Annotated in this window: 15 protein-coding genes, 1 tRNA gene and 1 pseudogene; 6 read left to right on the forward strand and 11 right to left on the reverse strand. The window is 71.1% G+C overall.

Annotation, left to right across the window (positions count from 1 at the left end; genetic code table 11):
• Nucleotide 1 precedes the first annotated feature (1 nt).
• The 4 genes from BKD30_RS06150 to BKD30_RS06165 all read right to left on the reverse strand — a co-directional run bounded on the left by BKD30_RS06150 (nucleotide 2) and on the right by BKD30_RS06165 (nucleotide 4,143).
• A complete protein-coding gene (locus tag BKD30_RS06150; RefSeq protein WP_076703207.1) occupies nucleotides 2–619 on the reverse strand; it encodes a hypothetical protein in 618 nt (205 codons plus the stop codon).
• A 210-nt stretch (nucleotides 620–829) separates the two neighbouring features.
• On the reverse strand, nucleotides 830–2,389 hold the full coding sequence (locus BKD30_RS16090) for a hypothetical protein (RefSeq protein ID WP_076703209.1): 1,560 nt from the start codon (nucleotides 2,387–2,389) through the stop codon (nucleotides 830–832).
• Nucleotides 2,390–2,593: 204 nt separating this feature from the next.
• Nucleotides 2,594–3,241, reverse strand: a complete 648-nt coding sequence (locus BKD30_RS06160) for a hypothetical protein (RefSeq protein ID WP_076703210.1) — start codon at nucleotides 3,239–3,241, stop codon at nucleotides 2,594–2,596.
• 110 nt (nucleotides 3,242–3,351) lie between these two features.
• Nucleotides 3,352–4,143 carry a carbon-nitrogen hydrolase family protein gene (locus tag BKD30_RS06165; protein WP_076703211.1) on the reverse strand — a complete coding sequence of 264 codons (792 nt, stop codon included), beginning with the start codon at nucleotides 4,141–4,143 and terminating at the stop codon, nucleotides 3,352–3,354.
• A 37-nt stretch (nucleotides 4,144–4,180) separates the two neighbouring features.
• Between BKD30_RS06165 and BKD30_RS06170 the strand changes: the two genes are divergently transcribed.
• Nucleotides 4,181–4,828, forward strand: a complete 648-nt coding sequence (locus tag BKD30_RS06170) for a GntR family transcriptional regulator (RefSeq protein WP_076703213.1) — start codon at nucleotides 4,181–4,183, stop codon at nucleotides 4,826–4,828.
• 52 nt (nucleotides 4,829–4,880) lie between these two features.
• Here BKD30_RS06170 and BKD30_RS06175 read toward each other — a convergent pair whose 3' ends face one another.
• Nucleotides 4,881–6,236 carry an MFS transporter gene (locus BKD30_RS06175; protein WP_076703215.1) on the reverse strand — a complete coding sequence of 452 codons (1,356 nt, stop codon included), beginning with the start codon at nucleotides 6,234–6,236 and terminating at the stop codon, nucleotides 4,881–4,883.
• A gap of 143 nt (nucleotides 6,237–6,379) precedes the next feature.
• On the opposite strand from BKD30_RS06175, the gene BKD30_RS06180 reads away from it, so the two are divergent.
• The 3 genes from BKD30_RS06180 (at nucleotide 6,380) to BKD30_RS06190 (ending at nucleotide 9,893) form a co-directional block, all read left to right on the forward strand.
• Nucleotides 6,380–7,057, forward strand: coding sequence for a DUF2848 domain-containing protein (locus BKD30_RS06180; RefSeq protein ID WP_076703217.1), 678 nt, complete (start codon nucleotides 6,380–6,382; stop codon nucleotides 7,055–7,057).
• Between the two features lie 116 nt (nucleotides 7,058–7,173).
• Nucleotides 7,174–7,923, forward strand: coding sequence for a LamB/YcsF family protein (locus BKD30_RS06185; RefSeq protein WP_076703219.1), 750 nt, complete (start codon nucleotides 7,174–7,176; stop codon nucleotides 7,921–7,923).
• The gene (locus BKD30_RS06190) at nucleotides 7,920–9,893 is read left to right on the forward strand and encodes a 5-oxoprolinase subunit B/C family protein (protein ID WP_083956064.1); all 1,974 of its coding nucleotides are present in this window, start codon (nucleotides 7,920–7,922) and stop codon (nucleotides 9,891–9,893) included. The genes BKD30_RS06185 and BKD30_RS06190 overlap by 4 nt, the downstream gene beginning before the upstream one ends.
• Nucleotides 9,894–10,058: 165 nt before the next feature.
• On the opposite strand, the gene BKD30_RS06195 is transcribed toward BKD30_RS06190, so the two are convergent.
• A complete protein-coding gene (locus BKD30_RS06195) occupies nucleotides 10,059–10,616 on the reverse strand; it encodes an ester cyclase (protein WP_076703223.1) in 558 nt (185 codons plus the stop codon).
• A 170-nt stretch (nucleotides 10,617–10,786) separates the two neighbouring features.
• On the opposite strand from BKD30_RS06195, the gene BKD30_RS06200 reads away from it, so the two are divergent.
• Complete coding sequence (locus BKD30_RS06200) at nucleotides 10,787–11,227, forward strand: pilus assembly protein CpaE (RefSeq protein WP_076703224.1); 441 nt, start codon at nucleotides 10,787–10,789, stop codon at nucleotides 11,225–11,227.
• A 57-nt stretch (nucleotides 11,228–11,284) separates the two neighbouring features.
• Nucleotides 11,285–11,357: transfer RNA gene (locus tag BKD30_RS06205), tRNA-Lys, on the forward strand.
• 613 nt (nucleotides 11,358–11,970) lie between these two features.
• Here BKD30_RS06205 and BKD30_RS15565 read toward each other — a convergent pair.
• From BKD30_RS15565 to BKD30_RS06245, 5 genes and pseudogenes are all read right to left on the reverse strand, one after another.
• Nucleotides 11,971–13,011 (reverse strand): annotated as a pseudogene (locus BKD30_RS15565) (recombinase family protein); the annotation flags it as partial.
• Nucleotides 13,012–13,191: 180 nt separating this feature from the next.
• A complete protein-coding gene (locus BKD30_RS06230) occupies nucleotides 13,192–13,419 on the reverse strand; it encodes a hypothetical protein (RefSeq protein ID WP_076703226.1) in 228 nt (75 codons plus the stop codon).
• A gap of 4 nt (nucleotides 13,420–13,423) precedes the next feature.
• On the reverse strand, nucleotides 13,424–13,963 hold the full coding sequence (locus tag BKD30_RS06235; RefSeq protein WP_083956070.1) for a hypothetical protein: 540 nt from the start codon (nucleotides 13,961–13,963) through the stop codon (nucleotides 13,424–13,426).
• Nucleotides 13,964–14,000: 37 nt separating this feature from the next.
• Nucleotides 14,001–14,441: a single-stranded DNA-binding protein gene (locus BKD30_RS06240; RefSeq protein WP_076703230.1), complete on the reverse strand. Its 441-nt coding sequence runs from the start codon at nucleotides 14,439–14,441 to the stop codon at nucleotides 14,001–14,003.
• Nucleotides 14,442–14,522: 81 nt separating this feature from the next.
• Nucleotides 14,523–16,277, reverse strand: a complete 1,755-nt coding sequence (locus BKD30_RS06245) for a type IV secretory system conjugative DNA transfer family protein (protein ID WP_076703232.1) — start codon at nucleotides 16,275–16,277, stop codon at nucleotides 14,523–14,525.
• Nucleotides 16,278–16,428 lie beyond the last annotated feature (151 nt).

Genomic DNA, 16,428 nt, shown 5'->3' on the forward strand with positions numbered 1-16,428 from the left:
GTCAGGATTCCCGCACGATGATCTGCCCGACGTCGCTGGCCATGTCCCGCAGCCGCCGGGTCGTCTCGACCAGCTGGTCGGCGAGGAACCGGTGGCGCTCGAAGCCGCTCTGGGTGTGCTCGGCCAGCAGCTCGGCGAGGTGCCGGCGATAGGTGCTCTCGGCTCGGCGGGACAGCCGGTGCACCTCGATCCAGTAGTCCTCCAGGTCGTCCGGCGCGGTGAGCCGGCGCATCGCCCGGGTGGTGCTGTCGACCTGTTGCCCGATCACCTCGAGCTGCTCGGCGGGCCGCCGCGACAGGTTGGTCAACCGGTGCAGCTCGATCACGTGGCCGGCGGCGTCCAGGCTGGTCATGACGCCGGTGATGTGGACGGCGAGTGCGTAGAGGTCCTCCCGGGGCAACGGCGAGATCACACTGGTGCGCATCCGGGTCAGCAGCGCGAACTGGAGGTTGGCCGTGTCCGCATCGAGGTCGTGCAGCGATGTGACGAGCCGCGGGACGTCCTGCACGGAGGCGCCCAGAAGCTCACCGAGGACGCGGACCGCCTCACCCAGCTGCTGCGCCATCTCGGTGAGCAGCTCGATCCCCTCGTTCTGCTGGGGGAACAACGTGAATCGCACGGGGTCACTGTATCCGGGCAGAGAGGTGGCGCCGAACCGGGAGCGCCTCTCGGCGTAAGGCCGCTCGAAGCGGCTATATGTTGGAGCCCGGGGCTGCCACGGTTCGACGCCGTAACTCAGTCAACTACTCGCCTTCGGGCCGTGTCAAACGTTCTCGGGGTCGGCAGACGGTGTCGCAGGTCAGCTCGGTGACGCAGCCCGGGGCGACCCCTAGGTGCGGTCGAAGGCAGCGCTGTTCCGGCCGAGGGACAGACCCGCGAACGACGCGACGATCAGGCCCACACCGGCGAGCAGTGCCAGCAGTGGAACCGTCGCGGTCACGTTCTGCGCCACGTCGTCGGCCGCACCAGCGGGTAGCACACCCGAGCCCGCCAGGAAGGCGAAACCCGCAGCGGCGCCGAGGACGAGGACGACGACTCCGCTGACCACCATGCCGCCCGGGGCCCGGGAGGTACAGGCCACACCGATCGCCATCAGCACGACGCCGAGCACCAGCACGACGGGTCGGGTGGCGTCGGGTGCGGGCCAGCCCGCCTGGGCGAACGTCCGCAGCAGTTGCTCCTGGGTGGACAGGCAGAACAGCAGCAACCCGGGCGCGAAGCAGATCGCGGAGAACACCCCGAGGAAGAACGAGCTGACCGGCCCCGCGAGGTCCTCTGCGCGTCGGCGCGTGGAGAACGCGATTCCGACCAGGAACAGCAGGACTCCCGCCAGTGCCGTCTCCGGCCGGAGGAACGCCTCCGCCACCGGGCCCGGCACCGACCACGAGGTCAGCTGGCTGCGGACGAGGGCGGCCGCATCGCCGCTGAACATGGCGGCCAGGGCGGGCAGGGCGATCACGGAGCCCGTCAGCTGGGCAGTGGAAGTGGTGCGGCCGCAGATCAGGATGATGATCAGGCACAGCACGCCGGCGCCGAAGCCCAGCACCGGGAGCAGGCCGGCGCCGAGCGCGCCACCGGGACGGACGGCGCCGACCGCGGCCTGCCCGTTCATGCCGAGCAGGACGGCGGCGATGACGGCGAGCAGCAGTCCGAGGACGAGCAGGCCGAGCTTGACGCCGATGCCCACCCGGTACGGGTCGCCGGACGCGTACGGTGACCGATCCTCGTCCACGCCCGCCCGCGCGGCGGGGTACTGCTCGTCGTACTCTGCGTCCTGGTACTGGTCGTCGTACTGGTCGTCCTGGTACTGGGAGGCCCGCTCGCTGCTGATCGGCTGCGGAGTGGTTGCGTCCGGTCCGTCGGTGGGGCGGGGGAGGGCCTGGGTCCGGGCGTCGTCCGGTCCGTCGGTGGGGCGGGGGAGGGCCTGGGTCCGGGCGTCGTCCGGTCCGTCGGTGGGGCGGGGGAGGGCCTGGGTCCGGGCGTCGTCCGGTCCGTCGGTGGGGCGGGGGAGGGCCTGGGTCCGGGCGTCGTCCGGTCCGCGCCCTCCGCCGCCGCTGCGGTCCCGGCCGAACCCGCCCCGATCGAGGCTGTCGATCGGCCGGGTGGCGGTGGCGTCGTCGGCGACGTAAAGGTCGGAGTCGTACCAGTTGCTGTAGTCGTAGCCACCGTTCTCGGCGTCCTGCGCCCGGCTCGAGCGCCGCACCGGCTGGGTCGGTGTCGCCTGGGTGGGCGCCCCGCCGTCGAGGTCGGCCCGGTCGATGGCCTGCGTCCGGTCGAGGGATGCTGTGCGGTCCGACGACGTCGTCGTGATCGGCTCCGTCGGCGACCAACCGCTCGCCCTGCGCGCGCCGGTGGTGTCCTCGGGCTGGTCCTCTGAGCGGATCTGCATGCGATCCAGCCTATCGGCGGTCCGGGGGCGCTGGCGGGACGACCGCCGGGCGCCGTTGGCTCAGCCGTTCGGCTCGCACGGTGGCCCGGGTTGTGAGCGCACCGATCGGGCTGGGGCGCTGGGGCCCGAACAGCGCTGCCGATGTCTGGGCTGGAGTGCGGGCCGGGGCTGGAGTGCGAGCCGCGTGACGGCGTGCCCGGGGCTTCAGTCCAGGTGGCCGCGGCGCCAAGCCTCCGCCGACGCCTCCAGGTCCTCCGCCGTCTTGATCAGCCGGTGGGACCGGCGCGTCAGTTCGGTCGCGTACTCGGGCTTGCTGGTCTCCGCGTCGTCCGCGAAGTTCGCCTGGCCCAGCGCCACCACGCGGCAGAACGCGGCACTGCGCTCGAGCGCGACGTCGAACTCGCCGTCGAACGCGCCGGAGAGGATCGCGTCGGCCATCTCGCGCATCTCGCCGGCGCCCGGCGGCTCGGCTGCACCCGCCACGACGTTGGACACCTGGGCCACGGCCTGTCCGGCCTTGAAGTACGCGGCGATCCGCTGCGGGTCCCGCTGGGCGGAGGCACGGATCGCGTACAGCCGCCACAGGGCCCCCGGCAGGGACCGGGCGGGACTCTCGGCCCACATCTCGGCAATGGCATCCAGCCCCTGCTTGTCGGCGAGCTTGACCAGCCGGCGGGTCACCTCGGGGTCTTCGGAGGCACGCCCTTGGTGCACCAGCGCCCGGGCGGCCAGGTGCGCCGCTTCGGAGATCCGGACCGGGTCGGCGCCCCCCTCGTACGACTCGAACCCCGCCGGGTCCATCTGCACGGGGCGGTGTGGTCGGGGGGCTGCGGAGCTGGGCTTCTCGCTCATGCCCGTCAGGATACTCCCGGGTCGATCCGGCGCCTCCGGCTGCCGGCAGCGCCCAGGAGTGTACCGGTGACCACCGGGCAGGCGCGGTGACCGCTGCTCCTGCCGACCGCTCAGAGCCGGGCGTTGGCCAGCACCGGCAGGGTGCGGCGGGTGCGCGCGACGACGTCAGGGTCGACGTCGGCGACCAGCAGGTCGGCCCGCCCGTCGAGGGTGGCCACCGGGAAACCGAGCGGGTCGACCAGTGCGCTGTGTCCCACGCCCGTCGGTGCGCCCTCCCGCATGGGGACGCCGGTGACGGCGGGGTCGGCCTGCCCGCAGGCGGCGACGTACGCCGTGGCATCCAGGGCCCGCGCGCGCACCAGCAGATCCCACTGGTCCACCTTCGTGGGGCCGGCGCCCCACGAGGCGCACACCGCGATCAGCTGGGCGCCGTCGTTGGCCAGCCGCGTGAACAGCGCCGGGAAACGCACGTCGTAGCAGGTCGCCAGGCCGACGGTGACGCCGTCGACGGTGAACGTCACCGGCGCCTCGCCGGCGTCGACGGTGTCCGACTCCGCGAAGCCGAACGCGTCGTAGAGGTGGATCTTGTCGTAGTGCGCCTCCACCCCGCGGCCGGTGGCGAGCAGGGTGTTGCGCACCTTCCCGTCCGCGCCCGGGGTGAACATGCCGACGATGAGCGTGACGTCGTGTTCCGCGGCGATCCGCCGCACCGCGTCCGCCCACGGTCCGTCCACGGGTTCGGCGACGTCGGTCAGTCGATGCCCGAAGGCGCGCATCGTCGCCTCGGGGAAGACGACGAGCTGCGCCCCCGCGGCCGCGGCCCGTTCGGTGGACGAGCGGACCAGGTCGAGATTGCGCTCGAGGTCGGGTCCGCTGGTGATCTGCGCCAGTGCTGTCCGCATCGACGGCCATCCTCTCGTTGTGTTGTATACATGAAGTATGCTTCCGGATGTCACGACGGCCGCGTCCGGCCGCGACCGCGCCTTCACCTACCTCCGGGACGAGATCCTCTCCGATCCCGCGCGGCAGGGCACCTTCCTGAACGAGACGGAACTCGCCGCGTCGATCGGCGTGTCACGCACGCCCGTCCGCGAGGCGCTGCTGCTGCTCGTCGCGGACGGGCTGATCGAGATGATCCCCCAGCGCGGGGCCCGGGTGCCCGTGGTCGGGCGCCAGCTCGTCCACGACCTGATGCAGCTACGCGCCATGCTCGAGTGCCAGTCCGCGCTGAGCACCCTGCAGGCCGGCATGACCCCGGTCGCGGCGATGCGTGCCGTGCTGGCCGAGCAGGAGGAGCTGACCCGTGGCGGCGACGAACGCGACTTCATCGACCTGGACCGGGCCTTCCACCAGACGCTGATCGACGCCGTCGGGAACCAGCTGCTCTCGGACAGCTACGCGAGGCTGCGGTCCCGGCAGATCCTGGTCGGCGTGGAGGCACTCTTCCGCTCTCCGGCCCGGCAGCGGCAGGTGGTGGTCGAACACCGTGCCATCCTCAGTGCGCTGGCCGCCGGCGACGACGCGGCCGCGACCGCCGCGATCCAGGAACACCTGCGGGTGACCGAACGGGTGCTGCTCGGCGACTGACGTCACCCGCCGAGCGAGCGCCCCGCCGGGCCCCGGGCCCCCGAGGGGGATCTCAGAGGCTCGGCGAGGCGTGGTGCTCGGCCGCGTACTGCCGCAGGTACGCCTCGTCCTCCGCCGGGTCGCCCTCCCGGCCCATCGCCAGGCCGACCAGCGTCAGCACACAGGCCACGGCGACGTAGACGGCGACCGGCCACCAGACGGCCCCGTTGGACGAGACCAGGGTGAACATCAACGGTGCCAGCGCACCACCGAAGACGCCGGCGATCGTGTACGCCAGCGACGCACCGGTGTACCGCAGGCGCGGGTGGAACTGCTCGATCACGTAGGCCGCCTGCGGTCCGTACATGAAGGAGTGGAACGTCAGGCCGACGATCAAGGCGATGATGAGCAGACCCTGCGCGCCCGGTTGCAGGATCACGAAGAACACGAAGCTGTACACGATGGTGCCGGCCGCGGCGATCGCGTACAGGGTGCGGCGACGGATCCGGTCCGACAGCCAGCCCGCCAGCGGGATGGTGACCAACTGGAACGCCGAGCCGATCAGCACCGCCACCAGCGCCGCGTTGCGGGACAGCTGCAGGTGCTGCACCGCGTAGGTCAGGCTGAACACCGTCAGCAGCGCGTACTGCACGTCCGGGCCGAGCCGGGAGAGGATGCCCGAGATCAGGGGGCGCAACTGGGTGGTGAAGACCTCCCGCACGGGAGCCTCGGAGCGGTCACCCCGCGACTCGAGGGCCTGGAACACCGGCGTGTCCTCGAGCTTGAGCCGGATCCACAGCCCGAAGGCCACGAGCACCGCGGAGAACAGGAACGCCACGCGCCAACCCCACTGCAGGAACGCGTCCGAGGACAGGCTGGCGGTCAGGGCGGCGAGGGCGCCGTTGGCCAGCAGGTTGCCGGCGGGCGGCCCGATCTGCGCGGCGGACGCCCAGAAACCGCGGTGCCGCGGGTCGCCGAACTCGCTGGAGAGCAGGACGGCGCCGCCCCATTCGCCGCCGACGCCGACACCCTGCGCGAACCGGAGCAGGACCAGTAGCAGTGCCGCAGTGCCGCCGATGTCGACGTAGGTCGGCAGGACACCGATGAGGAAGGTGGAGACGCCGATCAGCAACAGCGTGATGACGAGCACCCGCTTGCGGCCGATGATGTCGCCCAACCGGCCGAACACCACACCGCCGACCGGACGGGACACGTACCCGACGGCGTAGGTGCTGAAGGCGAGCAGCGTCGACGTGAACTGGTCGGCCGAGGGGAAGAACAGGGCGGGAAGGACCAGGGCGGAGGCCGCGGAGTAGACGGCGAAGTCGTACCACTCCAGGGACGTTCCCGTGAGGCTGGCGACGAACGCCTTGTGCAGGCCCCTGCTGTCGATGGCCTCCTCGGCGGAGGCCGGACGGTCGTGGGTCATGGATGCTCCTCGAGGACGGTGCGCGGGGATGACGTGCTGTATACATTAGGCATACAGAGCCGTGCTGACCAGACCCACGCCGACGTCGTCGGGAATCCACCCCTGGGCGGGGCCGAAGCATCGCCGAGCCACGAGGAGCCGAGATGACCACCCTGACCTTCGCCCTTCCGGATGGGAGCACGCAGACCGTTCCCGTCACCCGCCTGCTGAACGCCGGCTACGCCGGCCGCGACCAGGCCGAGGTGCGCGCGCACATCGACGAGCTGGCCGAACTCGGCGTGCCCGGACCGGCCACCATCCCGACGATGTACCCGATCGCCCCGTACCTGGCGCAGCAGACCGACGTCGTCGAGGTCCAGCACGGACGGACCTCCGGCGAGGCGGAATGGGCCCTCGTCATCACCGACTCCGGGGTGCTGCTGACCGCCGCCTGCGACCACACCGACCGGAACCTCGAGGTGCACGGGGTGGCCTGGAGCAAGAACGCCTCCCCGGACGTCATCGCCACCGCCGCCTGGCGGCTCGACGAGGTTCGCGACCATCTCGACGACATCACGCTGAAGGCCTGGGTCGGGCAGGACCGGCGGCTGATCCAGGACGGCACGCTCGGTGCGCTGCTCGACCCCGACCACTGGCTCGGCGTCCTCGCCGAGCGGGGTCTGGACACCCCCGGGACCGTGCTCGTCTCGGGCACCATCACGATGAAGTCCGGCGTCGACCAGTTCGCCGACCGGTGGGAGGTCGAACTCGGCGACCCGGTCACCGGGGCGACCATCGACCTCGCCTACACGGTGCGGCCGCTGCCGGACCCGATCGACTGAGGCGCGGGTCCGACGACGGGCCCGGGCGATCCTGACGCCGAGACCGCCCGGGCGCGCCCGCCATAATGGGGGCATCGGCCCGATCCTCATCAGCCCGATCCTCATCAGGAGGTGCGATGGACCTGAACTGCGACCTCGGCGAGTCCTTCGGCGCGTGGACCATGGGGGACGACGAGGCGATGTTCACCCTCGTCACCAGCGTCAACGTCGCCTGCGGATTCCACGCCGGTGACCCGCGCACCATGCTCCGTTCCTGCCGGCTCGCCGGTGAGCGCGGCGTCACCGTCGGCGCCCACGTCGCCTACCGGGATCTGGCCGGCTTCGGCCGCCGCCGGATGGACGTCGCCCCGGACGAGCTGACCGCGGACGTGCTCTACCAGCTGGCCGCCCTGGACGGGGTCGCGCGGGCCACCGGCGTCGCCGTCCGCTACGTCAAGCCCCACGGCGCGCTCTACAACACCATCGCCGTGGACGAGTCCCAGGCCCGTGCCGTGCTCGCCGGGGTGCGCCTTCTCGACCCCGGGCTGCCGATCCTGGGGTTACCGGCCTCGGTGATCGAGGCCGTCTGCGCCGACGCGGGACACCCCTTCGTGCGGGAGGCGTTCGTGGACCGCGCTTACACCCCGGGCGGCTCACTCGTGTCCCGACGTGAGGCGGGTGCGGTGCTGCACGACGTCGATGCGATCGCCGAGCGCGCCGTCGAGATGGCCCGCGACGGGGTGGTGACAGCCGTGGACGGCACGGTCGCCGACGTGCAGCCCCGGTCGCTGTGCGTGCATTCCGACACGCCCGGTGCCGTCGCGATGGCGACCGCGGTCCGCGAGGCGTTGACCGCCGCCGGGATCGACCTGGCGGCGTTCGCATGAGGGGGACTCCGGGGCCGGGGCCCACGTCGACCCCGTCCTCCTCGACCCCGTCCTCCTCGACCCCGTCCTCCTCGACCCCGTCCGTGCGGATCCTGCCCGACGGGGACCGCGCCCTGCTCGTCGAGGTCGCCGACAACGCCGCCGTCCTCCGGCTGCGCTCCCGCCTGCGGGCAGCCTCTGCTCCCGCGGGCGGTACGGACGCCGTCGTCGACCTCGTGCCCGCCGCCCGCACGCTGCTGGTGATCGCGGCGACCCCGGGAGAGCTCGGCCGGGTACGCGCCTGGCTCCAGAATGCGCTGGACGCCGCGCCGGACGGAGAGACGTCCGAGGCCGCCGACCTCGACGGCCGGGAGATCACCGTTCCCGTCCGCTACGACGGGCCCGACCTGGCCGACGTGGCCGCCGAGCTGGGCATCGACGTCGACGAGGTGATCGCCCGGCACACCGGCACCGCCTGGCGGGTCGGATTCATGGGGTTCGCGCCCGGTTTCGGCTATCTGCTGCCGGAGCGCTCCCCGGCCGGCGGGAGCGCAGGGGACGGTCGAGACACGTCGGCCGGTGGGCCTTCTCGGGGCGGTGGCGGGCTGACGAGCGCGAGACGTAGCGGCGGGCTCGCGGTGCGGCGCCTGCCGACTCCGCGCACCCGGGTGCGGCCGGGCTCGGTCGCGCTCGCGGACGGCTTCAGCGCCGTCTACCCCGCAGCTTCCCCCGGGGGTTGGCGGCTGATCGGCAACACCGCCCAGCCGATGTGGGACGCGGCTGCAGACCCGCCCGCCGCGATCCGGCCGGGGGACACGGTGCGGTTCGTGGCGGCCGACGACGCAGCTGTCGACGACCGGGCGGCCATCGCCGTCGACGACGCCAACGTGGAGGATGGCTCGCCCTCGTTCGCTGGGTCGGCCGTCGGGCCGGGCATCTCAACCTCCACCGAGACGACCGACGCGCCCGTCGAGCACCCTGTGCAAGCCCCCACCGGCGGTACGAGCCCGGGCGCCGCCATTGACGCCGACCAGCGCGCTGCGTCGTCACCCGCCGTCCGGAAGCTCACCGTGCTGCAGGCCGGTCCGCAGACCCTGGTGCAGGACCGCGGCCGACCGGGGCGGGCCGATTTGGGCGTCAGTCCCGCCGGTGCTCTGGACCGGCACGCTGCCGACCTGGCCACCGCGCTCGTCGGCAACGACCCCGGCACACCTCTGCTCGAGGTGCTGCAGGGCGGTCTGCAGCTGCGTGCCCGTGCCGAGCTGCTGTGCGCCGTGACGGGTGCCGACGGCCCGGTGCGGATCAATGCCGAGCCTGCGCCGCGGAACCGAGCCGTGACCATCCCCGCCGGTGGCCTGCTCGACCTCGGTGCGGCGCGCGCGGGCATGCGCTACTACGTGGCGTTCCAGGGCGGCATCGAGGCCGAGCCGGTGCTCGGCTCGGCCAGTGCGGACCTGCTCTCCGGTCTCGGCCCCGCGCCCCTGGCGGTCGGCGACGAGCTGACCGTCGGCCGGACCCGGCTGACCCTGGTGCGACCCGCCCGGCCACCGCGGCCGCGAGCCCTGTCCGAGGGCGACGCCGTCGTCCGCGTCCGGCCCGGTCCCCGGCGGGACTGGTTCGACGACGCCGCCTGGGAGCGGCTGCTGACGGCGCGTTGGACGGTCACCGGCGAGTCCAATCGGGTCGGGATCCGGCTCGACGGGCCGGGCCTGGCCCGGGCGCGCACCGACGAACTGCCCAGCGAGGGCATGGTCACCGGGTCGCTGCAGGTGCCCCCGTCCGGCCTGCCCACGGTGTTCCTGGCCGACCACCCCGTCACCGGCGGTTACCCGGTGATCGCCGTCGTCGTCGACGCCGACCTCGACGTGCTCGCCCAGCTGCGGCCGGGTCAGGCCCTGCGGTTCACCGGCGGCGCCGTCCGGGTCTCGCCCGGGCTGCAGAGCACGGTGAACCGGATCGAACGGGCAGTCGGGTCGCTGTTCCGCCGCTGACGGCGGGAGGTGGCTCGGTCACGCCCCGTTTCGTCGTGTCGGCGGCCCCGCCGCGTGCTTGGTCCCACGACACGCCGCACCAGCTCGGGACATGACGCCATATCCCGAGTTTTCCAGGCGTGTCCCGGGGCTGGGTCGGCACAATCCCCTCCGACGGTGGAGCTGTCAGCTCTGCTGCCCCGTTGTTTCGCGGCCCGCGAGCAGCTGGCGGCGCAGCGACGCCGTCGCCAGGCGCGACCGGAGCAGATAGACCGGGCCGGGTGGCAGCCAACCGAGCTGGCGGGCGTGACCGACGTCGTCACGGTAGGCCCAGTGCTCGACGACGAGTCCGTCGCGGATCCGCAGTGCGTGGGCATGGCGCACCCGGAACGCCCGGCCGGTCGCCGGGAGCACCCGGTCCAGGCCGCCGTCGGGTCGCCACAGGGTGAAGGACCCGGTGTGCCTGCCCGCCATCTCGCCGAGGGTCACCGCCACCTCGCCGTCGACGACGACGTCGTCCACCGGGAACGTCAGGTCGGCGAAGGCCGAGCGGAGCCACCGGGCCGTGGCGTGGAAGGCGGTCGGCCCGAGGGCGCGGCACTCCGGCGGCTCGGCCACGGCCTCACGGTTGACCGCGTCCGGCGCGTACAGCGCCGCGAAATCCGCCGCCGATCCGTCCGGCATGAGCAGCACTGCGCGCATGGCCAGCGCGGCCGTGGCCTCTTCCTCAGGTGTCCGGGGCATGGTGACCTCCGCAAGCGGGCAACACGGCGGGTCACCGGTCACGGTACTCCGGGATGGTACTCCGGGGACGGGACAGGACGCCCTCGGCGCCCGGGCGCCGCCGTCGGACCACGGGCATACTGGCAGACACGTCTCAGTAGCCTCGCCACACCGGAACGGAGGACCCGAGGATGATCTCGACCGAGCTGGCGCGGGCGCTGCGCACCGCCGGGCTGCGCTGGACGCCGGCCGCGGGCGACCGCTTCGTGCTCGACCCCGAGCAGACCCGGCTGGTGCCGGACGAGGACCGGCAGGACGTCTACACCGTCAGTGACATGACCATCGAGGCCCACGAGTACCCGACCGGGACCATCCTCGGCTTCAACGGCACCACGGAGTGGGCGCTGGACTCGGTCGCCCTGCACGAGGCCCTGTGGCTGCCGGCCGAAGGTCAGCTGCGCGAGCTGCTCCGGGACGGTTTCCGGTCGCTGGCCGCCGACGACGACGGGCGCTTCACCGTGCGGGCCCGTCTGCAGGAGCAGGATCGCGTCTTCACCGCAGACACCGCCGCCGAGGCCTACGGCGAGGCGCTGCTGGCCCTGCTCCTGCTGGCGGTTGCACCACCGTCCTGACCCGGCCCGACGCCCGGTCGTCATGCGCTAACGTGGAGGCAGCCCGCGCGCGGGCAGGGGCCTCTAGCTCAGTTGGTAGAGCATCGGACTTTTAATCCGCGGGTCGTGGGTTCGAGCCCCACGGGGCCCACCCCGCGCACAAGGCTCGAACCCTTGCCAACGGAAACGTTGGTCGAGGTTCGGGCCTTGTTCGCGTCCGCGGCCCAGGTCAGAGCGTTGGCGTTGACCTGCGGATCGAGCAGCATCTCGAAGGGGCGGTTGTGCTCGACGCGAAGCTCGTTGTCCTCGTCGATGAAGACCTTCGTGAAGAACGCCTGGTTGCACAGACGCCGGTTGGTGTCGTCGCAGCGGGTGTAGATGTCGGCGCAGTTGGCGAGCAGGCCGAGGGCGTCGTCGAGGTGGGCTCGGGCGTCGGCGTAGTCGCCGAAGTGGGCGTCGATGCGGCGAGTCACTTGGTCGAGTTCGGCGACGATGCGGTCCTGCTCGCGCTTGAGCACCGAGAGTGGAATCGCGTCGGCGTAGTGCGCTTGCATGAGGCGGTCCTGCTCGCCTTCGAGCCGGTCGCGGTTGGTGGTGAGGCGTTCGAGTTCCTCGGTTTCAGCAGCCATGAGCCGGTCGAACTCATGGTGGAGCATCCCTGCGAGCGCGTCCTGCTGGGCGGGCGTGATCTGGACGCGGGTGTAGTAGTCCTCGATGAGCTTCTCGACATCTTCGATGAGCATCGCCTGGCGTGTGCAGTCGGTGCGCTTGGAGTGCCGACCGGAGCACACGAAGTAGCAGTAGACGTTGCCGTGGCGGTTCTTCGCGTTGGAGACGATGAGCCTGGAGCCGCACTGGCCGCAGTGGATGGTGCCTTTGAGGTAGTGGCCGTGGACTTGGGTTGCCTCGACGGCGCACTGGTGCGCGGTGAGCACGGACTGGACCTGGTACCAGACCTCGGCGGGCACCAGCGCCGGGTGGTTGCCCTTGTAGCGGGTGCCTCGGTAGATGACATCGCCCTTGTAGTAAGGGTTGGTCAGGAGCCGATGGATGGTGGACACCGCCAGCGGCTTCGCCGGCCTCTTCGGCGTGGGCAGGCTGCGAAGCCCGCGCGAGGTGAGCTCGTCATGGAGCTGGCTGACGCTCCAGTTGCCCGAGGCGTAGGCCTTGAACGCCCACTCGATCATCGGCGCTCGCTCGGGATCGAGCTCGATGGTGCGAACCTCACGGCCGAGCTCATCGCGCTTGCGAACGTTCAGGTACCCGATGGGCGCGCGCCCGTTCGTGCCGCCGCCGATGGCCTTCTGGTTCATACCCTTGGCGACCTCGGTGGCGAGGTTGCGGGAGTAGAACTCGGCGATGGTGGACATGATGCCGTGCAGCAGCATCCCCGAGGGAGTCTCGTCGATGTTCTCCGACGCGGATACGAGCATGACCCCGCACTGTTGGAGTGCGAGGTGGATGCTCACGTCGTCGGCGCGGTTGCGGGCGAGCCGGTCGACCTTGTGGACGATGCAGTAGGCGACCTTGTTGGCCTTGACGTACTGGATCATCCGCATCAGCTCGGGCCGGTCGGACGACTTGGCTGAGGCTCCCGCGTCGACGAACTCCTCGACGATGCCGGCGCCGAGCTGTTCGGCCTTGCGCCTTGTCGCTTCGCGTTGGGCTGGGATCGAGAAGCCTTCGTCGGTGCCGCCTTTCTCTGCCTGCTCGCGGGTGGAGACTCGCAGGTAGGACACGGCGGCAGCCGCAGTCTTGGGCGGGTCGATGAGGCTGGCTGCCGGATCGTCGGCAATGGTGGTCATCGGGGGCTCACTCTCACGCGGTTCGACCCTCGCGCTCCCACTGTTCGTGGGAGGGTGTTGATCGTGAGAGCAGCCGATGAAGGCTGTAGGGCGAGACCTGATGATCTCGGTGCATGTTGCCCGCCGAGCGGCGAGGTTTAGGCCACAACACCCCGCATCGCGAGGCTTGCAGGGTTCATTCTACCGGGCGGCTTCAGAGGCGGCCAGGCCATCCGGTGCCGCCCGGTAGGTGTCGGGCACCCGCACCGCCTCGCGGGCCGCGCGGCTTTCGCCGGTCTCCTGCAACGTCAGCCGGATGAGAACCTCGGCGAGCTTGTGCAGGTCGGTGCGTTCGCGGTGGACGGCACGGACGGAGAACGAGCGCTCCTCGTAGGGGCGACGATCTGTCTTCTTCGTGTAGCGGCTCATCGGTCTACGGAGCCTCGTCGTCGGCCAGGTTGGCGTAGAACTCGTCTTCGGCCTCCTGGCGCTTGCGGACTTGGGCGATGACGAACTCGACGAACTCGGTGTCGCGGTCGGTGAAGGTGAAGTCCTGGATCGTGGGAGCTGGGTCTTCACCGGGCCATGCAGCTTGCCGGGTCGGTCGGTCGCGGTCGCCACGGGTGCCGCAGGCGGTGACCCAGTAGCGAAGGCGTTCGCGCGCGTCGGCGAAGTCGCGATGCCAGCCGAGCGGCGCGGATGCGTTCTGATCGGGGTCGTAGGCCGCGAGCCAATGCAGGTGCAGTGCCGATAGCTCCCAGACCATCTCCGGGTGGTGATGCCAGAACGGCGGCACCACCGCGACGGTGAGGCCGTAGGTGCGTCGCAGCCAGTCAACCCACCGGTTCAGCGCGAGCCATTCCTGCTCCAGCTCGTGCGCTGTCAGCAGGTTCCAGTTCACGGGGTGCGGCGGTTCGGGCATGTCTGCGTTGGTGACGCGGGGCGGCCCGTCGAAGACATCCGGCTCATCCATCTCGTGCTGATCGTTCATGGTGCTTCGGCTCCCGAACTCACATGCTGACCGGGGCGTGCGCCGTCGCCGCTGCTCGCTGCGTCGGGTCGTACGCCGCTGCGTTCCGGCCGACTCCATTGCGCGGCGTGCGGTCTACCTCGTAGCGGGTTCGCGCGGCGTCATGGCCGATCTTCTTGGCGACGAACTCTTCGCCCTCGATCGCCTGACCGTTGCGCTCGTAGTTGACCGGCCGCGTGTAGCCCTCGGCGACGAAGTTGTCGCCCTGGGCGAAGTTCGCGTGCGCGTGCTCAGCGGAACGCCCGAACATCACCAGGTGGTGGTAGGTCGTCTCGGTCTGCGTGAACGAGCCGTCGTCCTCACGGCGGAAGTGTTCCTTGCCGATACGGGCGAAGAACCTGGCGTCTCCCTTGGCCGTCTCGGTGAGCAACGGCTCCGAGGCGATGAAGCCTGACAGCGATTCCTGGGTGTGAATGGCCATGATGGCCTCCTCCTGACTCGGGCGACCACCTGCGTGTGGGTCGCTCTGTCAGGCAGGTGCGCCCCTGATTCCCAAGCGCCGTCAGGAGGTGGGACAGTGGCGCAGCAGCGCTTCGAGTTCGTTGCGGTCCCGGCGGAGCTGGGCGGTGTCGGGACGGGTCGGCCAGGCGCGCAGGTCGGTGACGATGGGCGGCGCGGAGCGCAGCATCGTGATGCCCGTGCCGAACGACAGAGTGCGGATGCGGTCCGGTGGCAGGATCGGGACTCGTCGGATGGAGCGTTGGTTGGAGCGGGTGCCGTGGTCGCCGAGGGTCACGCTGTCGGTGTACTCGTCGCGCTCGCCGATGAGGGTGGAGAGGTCTTGGAGGTCGCGGCTGTTGGATGCGCCGCCGAGGATGATCTTGACGATGCTTGCGTCCCAGATCGCGCCGGCCTGGTGCTCGCTCCACCGGTCGCGAGCCTGTGCGAGGGACTGCAAGACCGGCATCGTAGTGATGCCGGTGCCGCCACCTTCGGCCATGAGCGTCGGCAGGGACGGCAGCGGGGCGAGGTTCCCGATCTCATCAAGCGCGAGCAGCAGGGGCGGGTCGAGCCGCGCTCCGGGTGAGCGTGCGGCGAGTCGGCGGGCGGTTTCGATGAGGTCTTCGACGAATGCCGCGACCAGCGACGCGGAGGCTCCTGCTCCCGCTCCGGTGGCGAGCAGGTAGAGGGTGCCTTGCTCGGTGAGGAAGGTTTCGGGGTCGAAGTGTTCGTGCGGGCCTGGCGTGACGGCATCGAGCACGCGCGGGTCGGCGAGGGCGGCGAGTGCGAGGGAGACGCCTTGCCAGATGCTGTCGCGGGTCTTGGGGTCGGCGTCGATCATCGCGGCCAGGGAGTCGTCCCAGCTCATCGCGGCGTTCGGGTGGGAGTTGAGGATGGCGACGGCCTCGGATGCTGCGCTGGGGTCGAGGGTCCACCTGAACAGCTCTGCCGGCGGGCGCCCGTCGAGCGCGGCAGCGTGCAGCAACGACTGGAGCGCGGTGCGGGTCTTGCCTTCCCAGAACCCACCGGACTCAACCCCGCCAGCGGACAGCCCGGTCGCGGCGGCGAGGCCGTTGGCGCGGATCATCGCGGTCAGTGGATCGTCGCAGCCGCGAATGGGTGACCAGCGCAGCCCGGCGGGGATGCCTTCGGCGAGGTGTTGCGGGTCGAACACCGCGACCGGCCCGCCGTTGCGGCGGCGGGCGCGGAGGGTCGCGGTGAGGTTGTCGGGCCTCGTGCTGGTGGTGACGACCGCGCCGGGGGCGTCGAGGATCGCGTTGATGACGACGTGTAGGCCCTTGCCTGAGCGGGGTGGGCCGATCAGCAGGATCGAGTCTTCGACCGATGCCCAGACCTTCGTGCCGCGGCTAGCACCGAGGAGGTAGCCGACATTCTGCGGTGCTGGCGACTCCAAGGAGGGCCGTAGCGTGGCTGCGCGGTGAAGCAGTGCCTTTGCGGATGCTGCGGTCTTGACCTCATGGCTGGTCGCGATCCCGGCGAGCCGGTGCGGGTCGGTCTCTGTCTTCCGCGTGTGACGGCGCAGCACGATCCACACCCAGACGATCCCGGCGGCGAGTCCGCCGAGCAGTGCCGTGCTCACGAGCCAGTAGACGACCGGGTTGAGTCCGTCGGCACCGAGCGCGGTCGCCGGATCGCCGGGGTTGAACAGCACGGCGAGCCCCGCCGCTGCACCGGTTTCGGGCTGGGGTGTGCCGGTGAGGAACGCGGCGACGCTGCCAGCCGCGCGGAGGACAAGAGCGATCCCGAACATGCCGATCAGGCCAATGAGTGCGGCGTTGGTGAGTTCGTCGCCCATCGGAAGGTGTCAAGTCTGGTGAGACAGTTTCCGTCAGGCGGTCTGTATGAGGGCCTCCTGTGAGGGTTGGTTGATCCAGGCTGTGGCGGGCAGTGTGGGTGCTGCGGGTCGGCGGTGGCCGAAGCGTTCCGGATGGGCGGTGTAGGCAGCG

The sequence above is a fragment of the Tersicoccus phoenicis genome, from assembly GCF_001968835.1.
GTDB classification, from domain to species: Bacteria; Actinomycetota; Actinomycetes; order Actinomycetales; family Micrococcaceae; genus Tersicoccus; species Tersicoccus phoenicis.

Excerpts from the sequence above, each read along its gene's own strand:
- BKD30_RS06160 (WP_076703210.1), bottom strand. The coding sequence starts at position 3,241 with ATGAGCGAGAAGCCCAGCTCCGCAGCCCCCCGACCACACCGCCCCGTG.
- BKD30_RS06165 (WP_076703211.1), bottom strand. The coding sequence starts at position 4,143 with ATGCGGACAGCACTGGCGCAGATCACCAGCGGACCCGACCTCGAGCGC.
- BKD30_RS06245 (WP_076703232.1), bottom strand. The coding sequence starts at position 16,277 with ATGGGCGACGAACTCACCAACGCCGCACTCATTGGCCTGATCGGCATG.
- BKD30_RS06235 (WP_083956070.1), bottom strand. The coding sequence starts at position 13,963 with ATGGATGAGCCGGATGTCTTCGACGGGCCGCCCCGCGTCACCAACGCA.
- BKD30_RS06190 (WP_083956064.1), top strand. The coding sequence starts at position 7,920 with ATGAGGGGGACTCCGGGGCCGGGGCCCACGTCGACCCCGTCCTCCTCG.
- BKD30_RS06185 (WP_076703219.1), top strand. The coding sequence starts at position 7,174 with ATGGACCTGAACTGCGACCTCGGCGAGTCCTTCGGCGCGTGGACCATG.
- BKD30_RS06195 (WP_076703223.1), bottom strand. The coding sequence starts at position 10,616 with ATGCCCCGGACACCTGAGGAAGAGGCCACGGCCGCGCTGGCCATGCGC.
- BKD30_RS06175 (WP_076703215.1), bottom strand. The coding sequence starts at position 6,236 with ATGACCCACGACCGTCCGGCCTCCGCCGAGGAGGCCATCGACAGCAGG.
- BKD30_RS06180 (WP_076703217.1), top strand. The coding sequence starts at position 6,380 with ATGACCACCCTGACCTTCGCCCTTCCGGATGGGAGCACGCAGACCGTT.
- BKD30_RS06200 (WP_076703224.1), top strand. The coding sequence starts at position 10,787 with ATGATCTCGACCGAGCTGGCGCGGGCGCTGCGCACCGCCGGGCTGCGC.
- BKD30_RS16090 (WP_076703209.1), bottom strand. The coding sequence starts at position 2,389 with ATGCAGATCCGCTCAGAGGACCAGCCCGAGGACACCACCGGCGCGCGC.
- BKD30_RS06240 (WP_076703230.1), bottom strand. The coding sequence starts at position 14,441 with ATGGCCATTCACACCCAGGAATCGCTGTCAGGCTTCATCGCCTCGGAG.
- BKD30_RS06170 (WP_076703213.1), top strand. The coding sequence starts at position 4,181 with ATGCTTCCGGATGTCACGACGGCCGCGTCCGGCCGCGACCGCGCCTTC.
- BKD30_RS06230 (WP_076703226.1), bottom strand. The coding sequence starts at position 13,419 with ATGAGCCGCTACACGAAGAAGACAGATCGTCGCCCCTACGAGGAGCGC.